The organism is Xanthobacter wiegelii (assembly GCF_043193855.2).
Classification (GTDB): domain Bacteria; phylum Pseudomonadota; class Alphaproteobacteria; order Rhizobiales; family Xanthobacteraceae; genus Xanthobacter; species Xanthobacter flavus_A.
The window spans coordinates 4,072,829-4,086,762 of the sequence record NZ_CM195529.1; the positions used below are offsets into that span (position 1 = coordinate 4,072,829).

Consider the following 13,934-nt stretch of genomic DNA (forward strand, 5'->3'; position numbering starts at 1 on the left):
GACGAAAACGGGCCGGAACCGACGCCGCGGTTCCGGCCCGTTTTGCGTTGTATCAGGCCCGATCGGCCCCCTCAGTCGATGCGCTTGAGGCCGGCGGCGTATTGGGGCCAGCGGTGCTGGTAGCCGGCCGCCGTCGCGATCAGCCGCTCCGCCGCCGCCTCGTCCAGGGTGCGCGCGACCTTGGCCGGGGCTCCGACAATCAGCGAATAGGGCTCGAAGGTCTTGCCCTCGGTCACCAGTGCCATGGAGCCGACGAGGCAGTGATCGCCGATGACGGCGCCGTTCAGCACGGTCGCGCCCATCCCCACCAGCGCCCCCTCCCCCACCGTGCAGCCATGCAGCGTCACGCTGTGGCCGATGGTGGCCTTAGGGCCGAGCGTCATGGGATAGCCGGGATCGGTGTGCAGGACGCAGTTTTCCTGAATATTCGTGCCCTCGCCCACCACGATCGGCTCGTTGTCGCCGCGCAGCACCGCGCCGAACCAGATGCTCGCGCCCTCCTTCACGATCACCCGGCCGATGAGGACGGCCGTGGGGGCGATCCAGAAATTGCCGGAGGCGGGCAGCTCCGGGGCGATGCCGTCGAGGGCATAAAGCGGCATGGGGTTCCTCCAGAAGATCGATCGGCGGGCCGGCGTGGCGGCCGGGCGCGCCTGTCCCTGCCTATCGCCATCGGCGCCCGCATGCTAGAGGCGCGCCACGCCTTGCCGTCGAGCAGCCATGTCCAGCCGGCCGTCGCGGCCTCCGCCGAACCCAGCCCGTCGAGACCATGTCCCAGCCTCCTGCGCTCCCCCCGCCCCTCGCGAAGCTGCTCTATGACGGCTACCAGCAACAGCTGCGCGGGCAGTATGAGGAGGCGGCCCGGGCCTATCGCAAGATCCTGAAGAGCGCGCCGGACCATGCCGACGTCATCCAGCTCCTCGGCATCTGCCGCGCCCGCCAGGGACGCGAGATCGAGGCCATCGAGCTTTATCGCAAGGCGCTGGCGCGGCGACCGGACGATGCCAAGTGCCTGTACAATCTCGCTCTCGCCTATGGGGCGCTGAAGCGCGAGGCGGAGGAAGTGGCCGCCATGGGCGAGGCCTTCGCGCGCGACCCCTCGCTTCCGCTGGCGGCCAACGTGCTGTTCCCGGCGCGCCGCGCCACCTGCGACTGGCGCGGCCACGACCGGCTTCTGGAGAACCTGAGGCTCGGCGCCACCGGCCAGAGCGCGCCCTCCATTCCCTTCCTGACGCTGTACATCGACGACCCCGCCCTGCACCTCGCCGCGAGCCGGCGCTGGGTGGAGGCGGAGCGGCAGCCGACGCGGCCGCTCACCTTCGACCATTCGGCCCGGCGCGCGGCCACCGGACCGATCCGCGTGGCCTATGTCTCGGCCGATTTCCGCATCCATCCCACGACGCACCTCATCGCCGGCCTGCTGGAGCGGCACGACCGCAGCCGCTTCGAGATCACCGCCGTCTCCATCGGCCCGGACGATGGCTCGCCCGAGCGGGCGCGGGTGAAGGCGGCGGTGGACCGCTTCGTCGATGTGGAGCAGGCGAGCGTCGAGGACATTGCCCGCCAGATCGCCGGCCTCGGCATCGACATCGCCGTGGACCTCATGACGCACACCAAGGGCGAGCGCATGAGCCTGTTCGCCCATCGCCCGGCCCCGGTGCAGGTGAGCTTCCTGGGTTATCCTGGCACCAGCGGCGCGCCGTTCTTCGATTACGTGATCGGCGACCCGGTGGTGCTGCCGTTCGCGGACGCGCCCTTCTACAGCGAGAAGATCGTCCAGCTGCCCCACTGCTACCAGCCGAACGACCCAGACCTGCCAGTCGGCGAGCCGCCCGGCCGCGCCGCCTGCGGCCTTCCGGAAGATGCCTTCGTCTTCGGCGCCTTCAATGCGGCCTCGAAGCTCGATCCGCAGACCCTGTCCAGCTTCGTCCGCATTCTCGAAGCGGTGCCGGGCTCGGTGCTGTGGCTGCTGGAGGGCCGGCCCGGCACCGCCGACAATCTGCGTCGGGAGGCCAAGCTCAGGGGCCTCGACCCTGCGCGTCTCGTGTTCGCGCCCCGGGCGGAGCTGAAGGAACATCTGGCCCGCATCGGCCATGCGGACCTCTTCCTCGATACCTTCCCTTATACCGCCCACACCACCGCCAGCGATGCGCTGCGCCGCGGGTTGCCCATCGTGACCCGCACCGGACGCTCCTTCGCCTCGCGGGTGGCGGAAAGCCTCATGCGGCAGGTGAACCTCGACGATCTCGCGGTGACGACGCCCGCGGCGTTCGAAGACCGCGCCATCGCCCTCGCCCGCGATCCGGCCGCGCTGGCCGAGGTGCGCGCCCGCCTTCAGGCCGCCTTGCCCGGCTCGCCGCTGTTCGCGGTGGACCGCTACGCCCGGCACATCGAAAGCGCCTTCGAGACCATGGCCGCGCGCATGCGGGCGGGCGCGCCGCCGGAGGCGTTCGCCGTCCCGGCCTGAGACAAAAGCTCAGCCGGAGACCGGTCCATCCTCCGCCCGCCCCCGCCCCGGTTGGCACTCCGGCGCCTCCGAAAGCGGCACCCGTCCCCGGCTGTCCCCGGCCTCGCGCGCCTCGTCGGCGAGCAGCGCATATTCCAGCCTGAGGCGCTCCAGCACCTCCTCGTCCAGATCCTCAAGATCGAGCAGGCTCTGGCGCGGGCCTTCGAGGCGGGCGATGAGCTCGTCCAGCTTGATCTGGAGCGCGGCGGTGTCCTGGTTCTGGCTGTTCTGGATCAGAAAGACCATCAGGAAAGTGACGATGGTGGTGGAGGTGTTGATGATCAGCTGCCAGGTGTCGTTGAAGCCGAAGAGCGGCCCCGTCATCCCCCAGATCACGATCAGCGACACCGCACCGATGAAGGTCGCCGGCTTGCCCGCATAGCGGGATACTGTTTGCGACACGCGGGTGAAGAAGGGCCGAGGCGCGCGGCCGGCGTCCACCTTGCGCCGCAGTTCCCGGATGTCGTCTTGCTGGCTCATCTGTGATGCCTCCAACGGCCCGCGAGGCCGGGGACCGCGCACCGGATGCGTTCATCCCTGAAAGAACGCAGCGAGGGAACGAACGGCCGCTCCAGCGGTTCCGCTCATGGCAGCGCTGGCGCTTTATGGCATGCGCGGCCGCCCGCCCCGGAGGCTTTGATGACCGTTCAGATGATCCTGCTGCCGCTTTTCGTTCACGTCGCTCTGGTGCTCGCCGTGCTGCTGCGGGCCGTGCGCTCCACCGAGGTGACGGCGGACGGATTGCGCGCCGGCCTCGCCGCCGTGCTCTTCTACACGCTCACCTGCCTCGCCTTGTTCACCCGCAAGGCGGACGTGGCCTTCGTGGTGCTGGCTTGGCTGTTCGTGATCCTGCGCATCGCAGCCGCCTTTCCCCAGCTGTTCTCTGCGCGGGCGCGGGGCGGCATCGGCGGTGTCAGCCTCGATCTCGCCAGCCTTGCCGTGCTGGCCCTGATGTGGGTGTTGTTCGCGCTCGCCGTCCTTCTGGCCGTCTGAGGCGCCGCGGTTGACAGGCGCGGCGTGGCGGTTGAGGAGTCTGCTCATTGCGCAGGGTGCCCATCCGGGGGCGCCCGATGGGATTTGCGATGACCGACCCCGCCCGCCACGTCCTCGCCTTTGGCGGCCACGACGTCCTCTTCGTCATGGCGACCAGCCAGGAGTACGGAGAGCACCTGAAGGCCCGCATCGATCCGCTCATCACCGGCGTCGGGCCTGTGGAGGCGGCGGTGGAGACGGCGCGGGCGCTCGCCATCCTGCACCATCAGGGCCGCCATCCGGATCTGGTGGTGACGCTGGGCTCGGCCGGCTCGCGCCGGCTCGACCATGCGGAAGTCTATCAGGTGGCGCGCGTCGCCTATCGCGACATGGACGCCTCGGCGCTCGGCTTCGAGCGTGGCAAGACGCCCTTTCTCGACGAGCCGGTGGTGGTGGAGCTGCCGCACCGCATCGCCGGCGTGCCCGAAGCCTCCCTCTCCACCGGCGGGGCCATCATCTCCGGCGCGGCCTATGACGCCATCGCCGAGGACATGGTGGACATGGAAACCTTCGCCGTGCTGCGCGCTGCCCGGCGTCACGGCGTACCCCTCCTCGGCCTGCGCGGCATCAGCGACGGCAAGGCCGAGCTGACCGGCTATGCCGACTGGACCGAATATCTGCATATCATCGACGAGAAGCTGGCCCGCGCACTGGACCTTTTCGCCCGCCAGCTGACCGCGGAGGGGCTCGCCCCCGTCGCGCCGCAGGCCTGACCCGACAACAGAAGAGCCGCCGTGACCCCTGCCGCCCGCCTTTCCGCCGCCATCGAGATCCTCGCCGACCTCGCCGCGCGCCGCCGCCCCGCTGCCGACGCGCTGAAGGACTGGGGCCTCTCCCACCGCTTCGCCGGATCGGGCGACCGCGCCGCTATCGCCGGCATCCTCTACGACACCCTGCGCCGGCGCGCCTCCGCCGCCCATGTGATGGGATCGGAAGAGCCGCGCGCCCTCGTGCTCGGCATGCTGGCGCTCATGCGCGGCCTGTCGGTGGACGCAATCGCCGCGCTCGCCGATGGCGCCCGCTTTGCCCCCGCGCCGCTCTCCGAGGCCGAGCGCGCCCGGCTCGCCGACCCGAGCCTTCAGGGCGCACCGCCCTTCGTGCGCGGCGACTATCCCCAGTGGCTGCATGCCTCGCTGCGGCATGTGTTCGGCGACAGTGTGGTCGAGGAAGGCGCGGCGCTGGCCGCCCGCGCGCCGCTGGACCTGCGCATCAACACGCTGAAGGGCGAGCCCGAGGCCGTTAAGGCGGAACTCTCCCATCTTCACCCAGAGCCCTGCCGCTTCTCTCCGCTGGCCCTGCGCATCAAGCTCGATTCCGAGGGCAAGGCGCCGCCGGTTTCCGCCGAGCCAGCCTTCCTGCGCGGCGAGGTGGAGGTGCAGGACGAGGGCTCCCAGCTTGCCGCCATCCTCGCCCGCCCCGTGCCCGGCGGTCAGGTGCTGGACCTGTGCGCCGGCGCCGGCGGCAAGACGCTGGAATTCGCCGCGCTGATGGACAACAAGGGCCAGATTTACGCCCATGACAGCGACATCCGCCGCCTGAAGCCCATGCACGAGCGCCTCGCCCGCGCCGGCGTGCGCAATGTGCAGGTGCGCAGCCCGCGTGGCGCCGAGGACGTGCTGCACGACCTTGAAGGCAGGATGGACCTCGTCCTCGTGGACGCCCCCTGCACCGGCACCGGCACCTGGCGGCGCAACCCCGACGCCAAGTGGCGCGTGCGCCCCGGCGCCCTCGCCCAGCGCACCGCCGAGCAGGCCAAGATCCTGGAGGAAGCCGCCCATTATGTCCGTCCCGGCGGCCGGCTCGCCTATGTCACCTGCTCGCTTCTGGACGAGGAGAACGGCGCCCAGGTGCGCGCCCTGCTCTCCAAGCGCGAGGACTTCCACGTGGTGCCGCCCAACGAGACGGTGCTGTCCCTCGGCACGCACGGGCAGGCCCTCGCGGACGCCGCCCTCACCAGCCGCGAGGGCATCCTGATGACCCCCCGCCGGACGGGGACGGACGGCTTCTTCGTCAGCGTGATGAAGCGGGCGGGGTGAGGCGGGTTCAGATCTCCGGCGGAGGCGCGACATGCCGAGCTACAGCGAAGACTGGAACCCGTTTCCCGGTCTGACGCCGAAATTCCAGATGAAGGTGACGCGGCTGGCGGCTCTGGGATGCCTCCTGATCCTCGGCACCGAGATCGGCATACTGACTTGGGTCGATTCCAGCCGGACCTATTGCCCTGGGTGGGCAATCGACACAAACAACACCATCGGGTTGGCGGTGTTTGGCTTCGGCCTGCCTCCCACGGCCTTCTGGTGCTGGCGCGCCGCAGTCATGACTAAGCGGAAGTTCCTGAAGGAAGTGCAGGCCAAATACCAAAAGGGGCCGCCCTACCCCATGGGGGAGGATGTCGTTCTCACGACGCCGGAGGAGTTCCGGACCTTGGCGTTTGATCAAGCCATCTGCGTGGGCGCGATAGCCTGGACCTTGGTCTGCGCCATCCCGCTCTTCCTCATGCTCGCCTTCTGCTCCCCTCTCGCCCCCCTATGGCGCTCCCCTCCCGCCCAGCGGCCGGACGTGAACCTTCACCGCAGCTCCGGCGTTCCCGCCTTGCCCGTGACGCGCACGGGTGAAGGAGAAGGTGCCGCGCCATGGGTCTCATCCGCCTGCTGCTCCTCGTGGTCGTCCTCGTCGGCGGCTACTGGGCTTATTATGTCTATGCCTCCGGCGAGCCCTATGACGAGATCGGCAGCGCCATCAATTCCCGCCTTCCCGAACAGGCCCGGGAATTCGCCTGCGCCGAGCTGAAGCGCCGGCATTCCGGGGCGGTCAACGCGCCCGTCGGCTGTGAGGCCTACTGGACGCGCATCTGACCCGCGCCGGGCGCTCATAGGAGCCCTGCGCGGCGCTTGACTTTTGGAATCGGTGCTTTGCGGCTAAAGGAAGGGCCGAAACCGCCCTCTCGCCCAAGGCTTGCCCATGACCGCCGCGCCCGCCGCCTCCCAGGACACCGTCCTCATCATCGATTTCGGCAGCCAGGTGACGCAGCTTATCGCGCGCCGGGTGCGTGAGGACGGGGTCTATTCCGAGGTGGTGCCGTTCCAGAAGGCGGAGGAGGCCATCGCTCGCCTCAAGCCCAAGGCCATCATCCTCTCCGGCGGTCCCGCCTCGGTGATCGAGGGGCAGAGCCCCAAGGCGCCGGACGCGGCGTTCGGGGCGGGCGTGCCTGTGCTGGGCATCTGCTATGGCGAGCAGTGCATGGCCGCGCAGCTGGGCGGCGCGGTGGAGGCGGGCCACCACCGCGAGTTCGGCCGCGCCGAGGTGACGGTACAGAAGTCCGTGCCGCTGTTCGACGGCGTCTGGCGCCCCGGCGAGCGCCACACCGTGTGGATGAGCCACGGCGACCGCGTCACCCGCCTGCCCGAGGGCTTCGAGGTGGTGGCCACCTCCGACAACGCCCCCTTCGCCGCCATCGCCGATGTGTCGCGCAACTATTACGGCGTGCAGTTCCACCCCGAGGTGGTGCATACGCCGGACGGCGCGCGGCTCCTCTCCAATTTCGTGCGCAAGGTGGCGGGCCTCGAAGGCAACTGGACCATGGGCGCCTTCCGCGAGCGCGCCATCGCCCGTATCCGCGAGCAGGTGGGAACGGGCCGGGTCATCTGCGGCCTCTCCGGCGGGGTGGATTCCTCCGTCGCCGCCGTGCTGATCCACGAGGCCATCGGCGATCAGCTCACCTGCGTGTTCGTGGACCACGGTCTGATGCGCCACGCCGAGGCGGACGAGGTGGTCTCCCTCTTCCGCGGCCACTACAACATCCCGCTCGTCCATGTGGACGCCGCCGACCTGTTCCTGAAGGAGCTGGAGGGCGTCGAGGACCCGGAGGTGAAGCGCAAGACCATCGGCCGGCTCTTCATCGATGTGTTCGAGGCCGAGGCCAAGAAGGTCGGCGGCGCCGATTTCCTCGCGCAGGGTACGCTCTATCCGGACGTGATCGAGAGCGTCTCCTTCGCCGGCGGGCCCTCCGTCACCATCAAGAGCCATCATAATGTGGGCGGCCTGCCCGACCGCATGAACATGAAGCTGGTGGAGCCCCTGCGCGACCTGTTCAAGGACGAGGTGCGCGCGCTCGGCCGCGAGCTTGGCCTGCCGGAAAGCTTCGTCGGCCGCCACCCCTTCCCCGGCCCCGGCCTCGCCATCCGCTGCCCCGGCGCGGTGACGCAGGAGAAGCTCGACATCCTGCGCAAGGCAGACGCCATCTATCTGGAAGAAATCCGCTACGCCGGCCTCTACGACGTGATCTGGCAGGCCTTCGCCGTGCTGCTGCCCGTGCGCACCGTGGGCGTGATGGGCGACGGCCGCACCTACGACCACGTCCTGGCCCTGCGCGCCGTGACCTCCGTGGATGGCATGACCGCCGACTTCTACCCCTTCGACATGAGCTTCCTCGGCCGCACCGCCACCCGCATCATCAACGAGGTGAAGGGCGTCAACCGCGTGGTCTACGACGTGACGAGCAAGCCGCCGGGGACCATCGAGTGGGAATGATTCAGGCTCATCCGGCGCTATCCGTCGGCATCCCGGAACACTCCATAACACGCTGATAGATAAAATAAAATCGTCCAGAGACGTTCGGGGGCTATCGGCCGGCAGAGATCGCCGCTGACGTACTCCCTGACGGTCCGGCTCCCCATTGCGAAATCCGATTTCGTCCGATACCGTCAGAGTCTGAATGGCCTCTGACGGTCTTTTTTTCGATCTAACTTGCTGTAAGAAAAAGAGATTTTGTCGTGATGACGCCCAAAAATGGCCTGACGGTCTTTTTACGAGGAGGCGGCCAAAATGTTGACGGATGCAGCCCTTAAGCACCTGAAACCAAAAGACAAAATTTATAAGGTGACGGACCGGGATGGCATGTACGTGCTGGTGAAGCCATCCGGGACACTCACGTTTCGGCTGGACTACCGGATGAATGGGCGGCGCGAGACCGTCACCTTCGGCAAGTACGGCCCCGCGGGGCTGTCGCTCGCTCGAGCACGAGAGCTGTGCATCGATGCCAGGCGGGCGATCAGCGAGGGACGATCGCCGGCGATCGAAAAGCAGCGGGAGAAGCGCCGGCTCCTGGAAGCGAGGAGCTTTGGCGAGTTCGGCGAGAAGTGGCTGACCGCGGCGCCGACGATGGCGGACAGCACGCGGGCGATGCGCCGGTCGATCTTCGAGCGCGAGCTGCTGCCCAAGTGGCGCAACAGGCTGCTGACCGAGATCACACCGGACGATCTCCGGGCTCTTTGCGGGGCGATTGTCGAGCGGGGCGCGCCCGCTACGGCAATCCACGTCCGCGACATCGTCAAGCAGATCTACGGCTTCGCGATCTTGCACGGCGAGAAGATCGCCAACCCCGCTGACGATGTGGGGCCGTCTTCCATCGCTACCTTCGTGCCCAAGGACCGCTCGCTCTCGCCAACCGAGATCAGAATCATGCTCAAGCTGATCGAGAAGGTGGCGACCCTACCGACCATCCGGCTCGGCATGCGCCTCTATCTGCAGACGATGGTTCGCAAGAGCGAGTTGCAGGACGCGACTTGGGATGAGGTCGATTTCGAGAATGCCGTGTGGACGATTCCGAAGGAACGCATGAAGCGTTCGAAGGCGCACAACGTCTATCTGTCGCGGCAGACACTCGACATCATGATCGCGCTGAAGACCTGCGCAGGGAATTCGCGATACCTGTTGCCGTCGCGGTACGACGCGGATGCGCCGATGTCGCGCGCGACGTTCAACCGGGTAACCTACTCGGTTGTTGAACTGGCGAAGAAGGAAGGTCTGCCACTCGAGCCATTCACGGTTCATGATCTGCGAAGGACAGGATCCACGCTGCTCAACGAGCTGGGCTTCAACAGCGACTGGATCGAGAAGTGTCTTGCCCACGAGGATGGTCGTTCTTCGCGCGGCGTCTATAACAAGGCGGAGTACGAAGTTCAGCGTCGCCACATGATGCAGGAGTGGTCGGACATCATCGACGCCTGGGTCGCTGGGAAGAAGCGCGTCCCGGTGCTCATCCCGCCTTCGATGCCGCTGCTTGAGCCCGATCCGGCTCTCGAACCGGGCGCGACCGCCGTTGCCTGACGTCGGGAGCCTGCGCACGGCCGATTGGGGCTGATCGACGCGACGCTAGCCAGGCCTCGACTTCGGCCAGGTCCCAGACCACGCATCTCGGCGAGAGCGCAAAACGGCGCGGGAACTCGCCCCGCTGTTCCATCTCGTAGATCGTGCTGTCGGCAAGTGGGACGATTTCGCGCAGTTGCTGTCGGCGGATGGTCCGCTTCATTGGCGCGCTATTGCGGTCAGCCATCATCATCTCCTCAGTTCGTCTTCTCGAGGAAATGAGCGCGATAGCCGCCGAAAGGGAAGGAGCGAAATTCAGTGCGCAGACGGGCGGATACTGTGGCGTACAAATAGAAAGGTGTCTCGGCTTCGTGATCGCGAGACATCAATCTTAAAGACGTGTGACGCTCCGAAGGCGCGTGTCAAGTCGGCTGTCGCGGAAATGGAGACGAAAAGAGACTTAGGGGCCACACGTTCGAATCGTGTCGGGTGCGCCACTTCGGTACAAAACTGCGAACGCCGTTCGCCGCCGCTCCTACGCTTGATGCGGCAGCCAACGTGCGCAGAAGGTCCGATTTATTTCCCATGAGCCGAATCTCTGACTTGCTCACCACCTCGACGCGTTGAGCGAGCGCGCGAAGATGGTCGCGGTGATACTCGCCGGTCTCGGTGCGCAGCTTGGCGCGAGCGACCTCGGAGAAGTGCTTCAGGCTCTCGACGGTAACTTTCGGGCCAGTCCTCTCCACAGCCGCTTGCGCGCGCTCGGCGTCGGCCTGGGCCTGGTCGCGAATCGCGGTCAGCTCGGCGATGCGGTCCTTCAATGAGAGATCGGCCATGTTGATGAGGCCGTTTTCGATCGCCTCATAAAGGCGCTTCAGCTTAGCCTCGGACTCCGTCGCCCGCTTGTTGAGCTCGGCGATGTGGTTGCGCCGCCGCTCGACCCATTCTTCGCGCCGGTCGAGAAGCTGCTCCAGAAGGGTGGACAGGCGCTCAGGATCGAGGATGCGTCGCTCCAGATGATCAATGACGGCCCGGTCCAGCCGGTCCATGCGGACAGCTAGCCCTTTGCAGCCGGTTTTACCCATGCGCGCGGTCGTCGAGCAGGCATAGTAGCGGTACATGCCGCCAGAGCTGCCTTTTCCGGTCCGCAGCGTCATGGCGCCACCGCAGCTGGCGCAGAAGCAGATGCCAGTCAGAAGTGTCGGGCCGCTCACCTCCCGTGGCGGCGTCCACTGCGGGCTTCGCGCCTTGAGGTTCGCCTGCACGGCACGGAATTCAGCCTCGGTAATGATCGAAGGGACTTGGGCAATCGCGTGCTCGGCTTCCGGTTTGGGGGCTCGGGTCTTGTGGTCCCGCGTGTTGAACCGATGCTCCCCGATATAGGTGGTTCGGGTCAGGATCTGATGGACGGAAGCGATCCCCCAGCGCCCGCCATCGCGGGTGCGGATGTTGCGCTCATTGAGGTAAGCGGTGATCGATTTGATCCCCATCGGGCTGCCGTTGCGCTGCGGATCACCCGTTAGGGCCAGCCTGTAGATTAGCCGCACCGTGTCGGCATGGATCGGATCGATCTCCAGCTTTTTCTTGACCTTGGAGCCGCGCTGGCCGGCAATCACGATGCGATAGCCGATGGGAGGGCGTGAGCCGTTCCAATAGCCCTGACGGGCATTCTCCTTCATCGCCCGTAGGGTGTGCTTCGCATTTTCCTTCGACTGGTACTCGTCAAACAGCGTCATGATCTGGCGCATCATGACGCTCATGGGATCGTCGCCGAGGTCCTGGGTGATGGAGATCAGCCGCACGCCGTTCTTCGCGAGCTTGCGGACATAGAACTCGAACTGGAACTGATCACGGAAGAAGCGCGAGAAGCTGTGAACGATGATGACGCCGAAGGGAGCGGGCTTGGTCAGCGCGGCGTCGATCATAGCCTGAAAGGCGGGACGCCGATCATCGGTAGCGGTATTGCCGGGCTCAACGAACTCCGCGACCCGCTCCCAACCCTTCGATTGGCAGTAATTTTCGATCTGCCGGCGCTGATCGGGAATGGAGAGATCGCTATCAGCCTGTCGCCCGGTTGAGACGCGGAGATAGAGAGCGGCTCGCTCAGCGATGCCGGTTGTAGCTCCTACATTCCGCTCCGCTGCATGTCTGGCCACGTCCGGCGTCTCCTCTCACGGAAGAGGGCCGAACAGCTCGTCGAGCACCTCTGCGAAGTGGGCTTCGATGACCCGCAGCTCGGCTTCCGCTATCGGCAGCACCTGGGGCCAGTCATCGGTCACGCGGATTCTAGCACGGTCAGATTCGATGGGGCGCGGATTATCAGAAGGCCCCGGCGTCTCTCTCGCATAGGCGTAAAGGTCCACCGGCAATGTGCCGTGGGGCGCACGCACGCGGGAACATCGATTTCGGAGCGTACGGCATTTGGACATTTCGCCAGTCTGGATGGCTGACGGGCTTCACGAAATAGCCGTTACGCACGCCGCGGCTTCCGATGGTTGCCGGGTGAATGAGACGTGTCAGCTTGGCCGGTCTAGCCGGCCATTTTCCGCTGTCGAGCATGTCCACTTGCTTTCGATCAGCTCGATTGCGGCCCGCACGCAGTTCCGACCCCTTGCGGACCCTCGGCTCCCCTCAGCGACGTCTGCTTTGCGCCGCCATCTCGGACGTAGAGGTCGGACTGGCTATTCCATAAAGCAGACCTCGGCCTTTACCGTTCCGGAGGTCAACATTTGTGAAGGGTTTCGGATGCCGGCCCGATCACGACGGTGGGGCTGGCCACGGGGGCCGGCGTCGGAAAGCCTCCAGGGGAGGAAACCGCGGTCCGACGTGCGCGAGGGCTGAGGTCTTGGCGATGCTATGGGGATTTGAGATCCGGGCAGGCGCCTGGGGCGTCGTGCCGGTGTAGGATGCCGGAAGATCCTCCGGTCCGGGACAGTGCAGCGGGGCGGCTGGCGCCCATTGAAGAGCGTGCGGCCGGTCGCCGTGACCAGTCTGAGCGTGGGATCGACGGCGTGAGGACGAAGCTGTCCTTCACGCCTGCGACGCGGCCTGCTGGATGAAACTGGAGTTCCGGAGAGGTGGGGCCGCTCATGAGCTGTCGATCCTGATGATGGAAGCGGCGGGCCAGGTCTTCGGCACCGAGCCTCGGGCGAAGGTCTCGATGATGGTCATGATGCCGGAGCAGCACCGGCAGCGCAGCGTGAGCTCTGTTGGTTTCTCTTCAGCCGGCGGAGCCCTCTCCGGCGAGGCGGCGGGTTTTGCCTTCGCGAGAAGCGCACGGATCCTGTCGATGTTGGCGGCGCGCACGGCGCTGGCGAACAGGCCGTAGTGGCGGATGCGGTGGAAGCCGTCGGGCAGGACATGGAGCAGGAAGCGGCGGATGAACTCATCCGCCGGAAGCGTCATGGCCTTGATCCAGCCATTGCCCGCGGCCTTGGCCCTGGCGCGGTAATCCTTCCAGCGGAAGGTGACGCCGCGGTCGTCCAAGGCAAGGAGCCGGCTATTTGAGATCGCCACACGGTGGGTGTAGCGCGACAAATAGGCCAACACTGCGGCAGGGCCGGCGAAGGGCCGCTTGGCATAGACGACCCACTCGGCGCGGCGCAGGGGTGCCAGCATCGCCTCGAAGGCAGGCGTCTCCGCCAACGGGGTGAGGTCACTGAGGAAGGCGAGCCGGCCGGCGGCATGCAGGGCGCGAAGGCCTTCGAGGAAGAGCCGCCGGAACAGGCGGGACAGCACCCGCACCGGCAGGAAGAACCGGGCCCGACCGGTGATCCAGCGTGCGCTGCCGGCAGACAGTCCCCCGCCGGGCACCACGGCATGGATATGGGGATGATGGGTGAGCGCCGATCCCCAGCTGTGGAGTACGGCGGTGATGCCGATGCGGGCGCCTAGATGCCGGGGATCGGCGGCGATGGTGGTGAGCGTCTGGGCCGAGGCCCTGAACAGCAGGTCGTAGACCGCCGCCTTGTTCTGGTAGGCGATGGCGCCGATCGCGGCCGGCAGGGTGAAGACGAGATGATAATAGGGCACCGGCAGCAGTTCAGCCTGCCGGGCGGCGAGCCAGTCCCGGGCCACGGCTCCCTGGCACTTCGGGCAGTGCCGGTTGCGGCAGGAGTTGTAGGCGATCTCCACATGGGTGCAGTCGGCACAGCGCGCCACATGCCCGCCGAGCACCGCCGTGCGGCAGGAGCGGATCGCCGACATCACCTTCAACTGGCCGCGGCTGAGACGCCCGGCGTGGGCCTTCTCATAGGCATCGCCATGGGCGTTTAGGATATCCGCAACCTCTAGCGCAGGCCGCGCCATG

12 protein-coding genes are annotated in these 13,934 nt (G+C 66.8%); 7 read left to right on the plus strand and 5 right to left on the minus strand.

The window, feature by feature from the left end:
• Positions 1-71: 71 nt before the first annotated feature.
• Positions 72-602: a gamma carbonic anhydrase family protein gene (locus V5F63_RS19035; RefSeq protein ID WP_209484954.1), complete on the minus strand. Its 531-nt coding sequence runs from the start codon at positions 600-602 to the stop codon at positions 72-74.
• A gap of 167 nt (positions 603-769) precedes the next feature.
• Between V5F63_RS19035 and V5F63_RS19040 the strand changes: the two genes are divergently transcribed.
• Positions 770-2,467, plus strand: a complete 1,698-nt coding sequence (locus V5F63_RS19040) for an O-linked N-acetylglucosamine transferase, SPINDLY family protein (RefSeq protein ID WP_394100612.1) — start codon at positions 770-772, stop codon at positions 2,465-2,467.
• Positions 2,468-2,476: 9 nt separating this feature from the next.
• Here the strand turns inward: V5F63_RS19040 and V5F63_RS19045 are convergent, their stop codons facing one another.
• Positions 2,477-2,986, minus strand: coding sequence for a low affinity iron permease family protein (locus tag V5F63_RS19045; RefSeq protein ID WP_394100611.1), 510 nt, complete (start codon positions 2,984-2,986; stop codon positions 2,477-2,479).
• A 159-nt stretch (positions 2,987-3,145) separates the two neighbouring features.
• On the opposite strand from V5F63_RS19045, the gene V5F63_RS19050 reads away from it, so the two are divergent.
• The 6 genes from V5F63_RS19050 to V5F63_RS19075 all read left to right on the plus strand — a co-directional run bounded on the left by V5F63_RS19050 (position 3,146) and on the right by V5F63_RS19075 (position 9,646).
• Positions 3,146-3,499, plus strand: a complete 354-nt coding sequence (locus tag V5F63_RS19050; protein ID WP_209484961.1) for a hypothetical protein — start codon at positions 3,146-3,148, stop codon at positions 3,497-3,499.
• Between the two features lie 89 nt (positions 3,500-3,588).
• Positions 3,589-4,251 carry a 5'-methylthioadenosine/S-adenosylhomocysteine nucleosidase gene (locus V5F63_RS19055; RefSeq protein ID WP_209484963.1) on the plus strand — a complete coding sequence of 221 codons (663 nt, stop codon included), beginning with the start codon at positions 3,589-3,591 and terminating at the stop codon, positions 4,249-4,251.
• A 21-nt stretch (positions 4,252-4,272) separates the two neighbouring features.
• Entirely contained in the window at positions 4,273-5,574 is a 1,302-nt protein-coding gene (locus V5F63_RS19060) for an RsmB/NOP family class I SAM-dependent RNA methyltransferase (RefSeq protein ID WP_394100610.1), read from the plus strand.
• Positions 5,575-6,171: 597 nt separating this feature from the next.
• The gene (locus V5F63_RS19065; protein WP_394100609.1) at positions 6,172-6,393 is read left to right on the plus strand and encodes a hypothetical protein; all 222 of its coding nucleotides are present in this window, start codon (positions 6,172-6,174) and stop codon (positions 6,391-6,393) included.
• A 106-nt stretch (positions 6,394-6,499) separates the two neighbouring features.
• The gene (gene guaA, locus V5F63_RS19070) at positions 6,500-8,068 is read left to right on the plus strand and encodes a glutamine-hydrolyzing GMP synthase (RefSeq protein WP_209484971.1); all 1,569 of its coding nucleotides are present in this window, start codon (positions 6,500-6,502) and stop codon (positions 8,066-8,068) included.
• Positions 8,069-8,362: 294 nt separating this feature from the next.
• Positions 8,363-9,646: a tyrosine-type recombinase/integrase gene (locus tag V5F63_RS19075; protein ID WP_394100608.1), complete on the plus strand. Its 1,284-nt coding sequence runs from the start codon at positions 8,363-8,365 to the stop codon at positions 9,644-9,646.
• Here V5F63_RS19075 and V5F63_RS19080 read toward each other — a convergent pair.
• The 3 genes from V5F63_RS19080 to V5F63_RS19090 form a co-directional block, all read right to left on the minus strand.
• Entirely contained in the window at positions 9,576-9,872 is a 297-nt protein-coding gene (locus tag V5F63_RS19080) for a helix-turn-helix transcriptional regulator (RefSeq protein WP_394100607.1), read from the minus strand. The genes V5F63_RS19075 and V5F63_RS19080 overlap by 71 nt on opposite strands.
• A 175-nt stretch (positions 9,873-10,047) precedes the next feature.
• Positions 10,048-11,781: a recombinase family protein gene (locus V5F63_RS19085; RefSeq protein WP_394100606.1), complete on the minus strand. Its 1,734-nt coding sequence runs from the start codon at positions 11,779-11,781 to the stop codon at positions 10,048-10,050.
• A gap of 931 nt (positions 11,782-12,712) precedes the next feature.
• Positions 12,713-13,933, minus strand: coding sequence for an IS91 family transposase (locus V5F63_RS19090; RefSeq protein ID WP_394100605.1), 1,221 nt, complete (start codon positions 13,931-13,933; stop codon positions 12,713-12,715).
• Position 13,934 lies beyond the last annotated feature (1 nt).

Bases quoted from the DNA above. Each gene is read 5' to 3' on its own strand.
- V5F63_RS19035 (WP_209484954.1), bottom strand. From the start codon at position 602: ATGCCGCTTTATGCCCTCGACGGCATCGCCCCGGAGCTGCCCGCCTCC.
- V5F63_RS19040 (WP_394100612.1), top strand. From the start codon at position 770: ATGTCCCAGCCTCCTGCGCTCCCCCCGCCCCTCGCGAAGCTGCTCTAT.
- V5F63_RS19045 (WP_394100611.1), bottom strand. From the start codon at position 2,986: ATGAGCCAGCAAGACGACATCCGGGAACTGCGGCGCAAGGTGGACGCC.
- V5F63_RS19050 (WP_209484961.1), top strand. From the start codon at position 3,146: ATGACCGTTCAGATGATCCTGCTGCCGCTTTTCGTTCACGTCGCTCTG.
- V5F63_RS19055 (WP_209484963.1), top strand. From the start codon at position 3,589: ATGACCGACCCCGCCCGCCACGTCCTCGCCTTTGGCGGCCACGACGTC.
- V5F63_RS19065 (WP_394100609.1), top strand. From the start codon at position 6,172: ATGGGTCTCATCCGCCTGCTGCTCCTCGTGGTCGTCCTCGTCGGCGGC.
- guaA (WP_209484971.1), top strand. From the start codon at position 6,500: ATGACCGCCGCGCCCGCCGCCTCCCAGGACACCGTCCTCATCATCGAT.
- V5F63_RS19075 (WP_394100608.1), top strand. From the start codon at position 8,363: ATGTTGACGGATGCAGCCCTTAAGCACCTGAAACCAAAAGACAAAATT.
- V5F63_RS19080 (WP_394100607.1), bottom strand. From the start codon at position 9,872: ATGGCTGACCGCAATAGCGCGCCAATGAAGCGGACCATCCGCCGACAG.
- V5F63_RS19090 (WP_394100605.1), bottom strand. From the start codon at position 13,933: ATGGCGCGGCCTGCGCTAGAGGTTGCGGATATCCTAAACGCCCATGGC.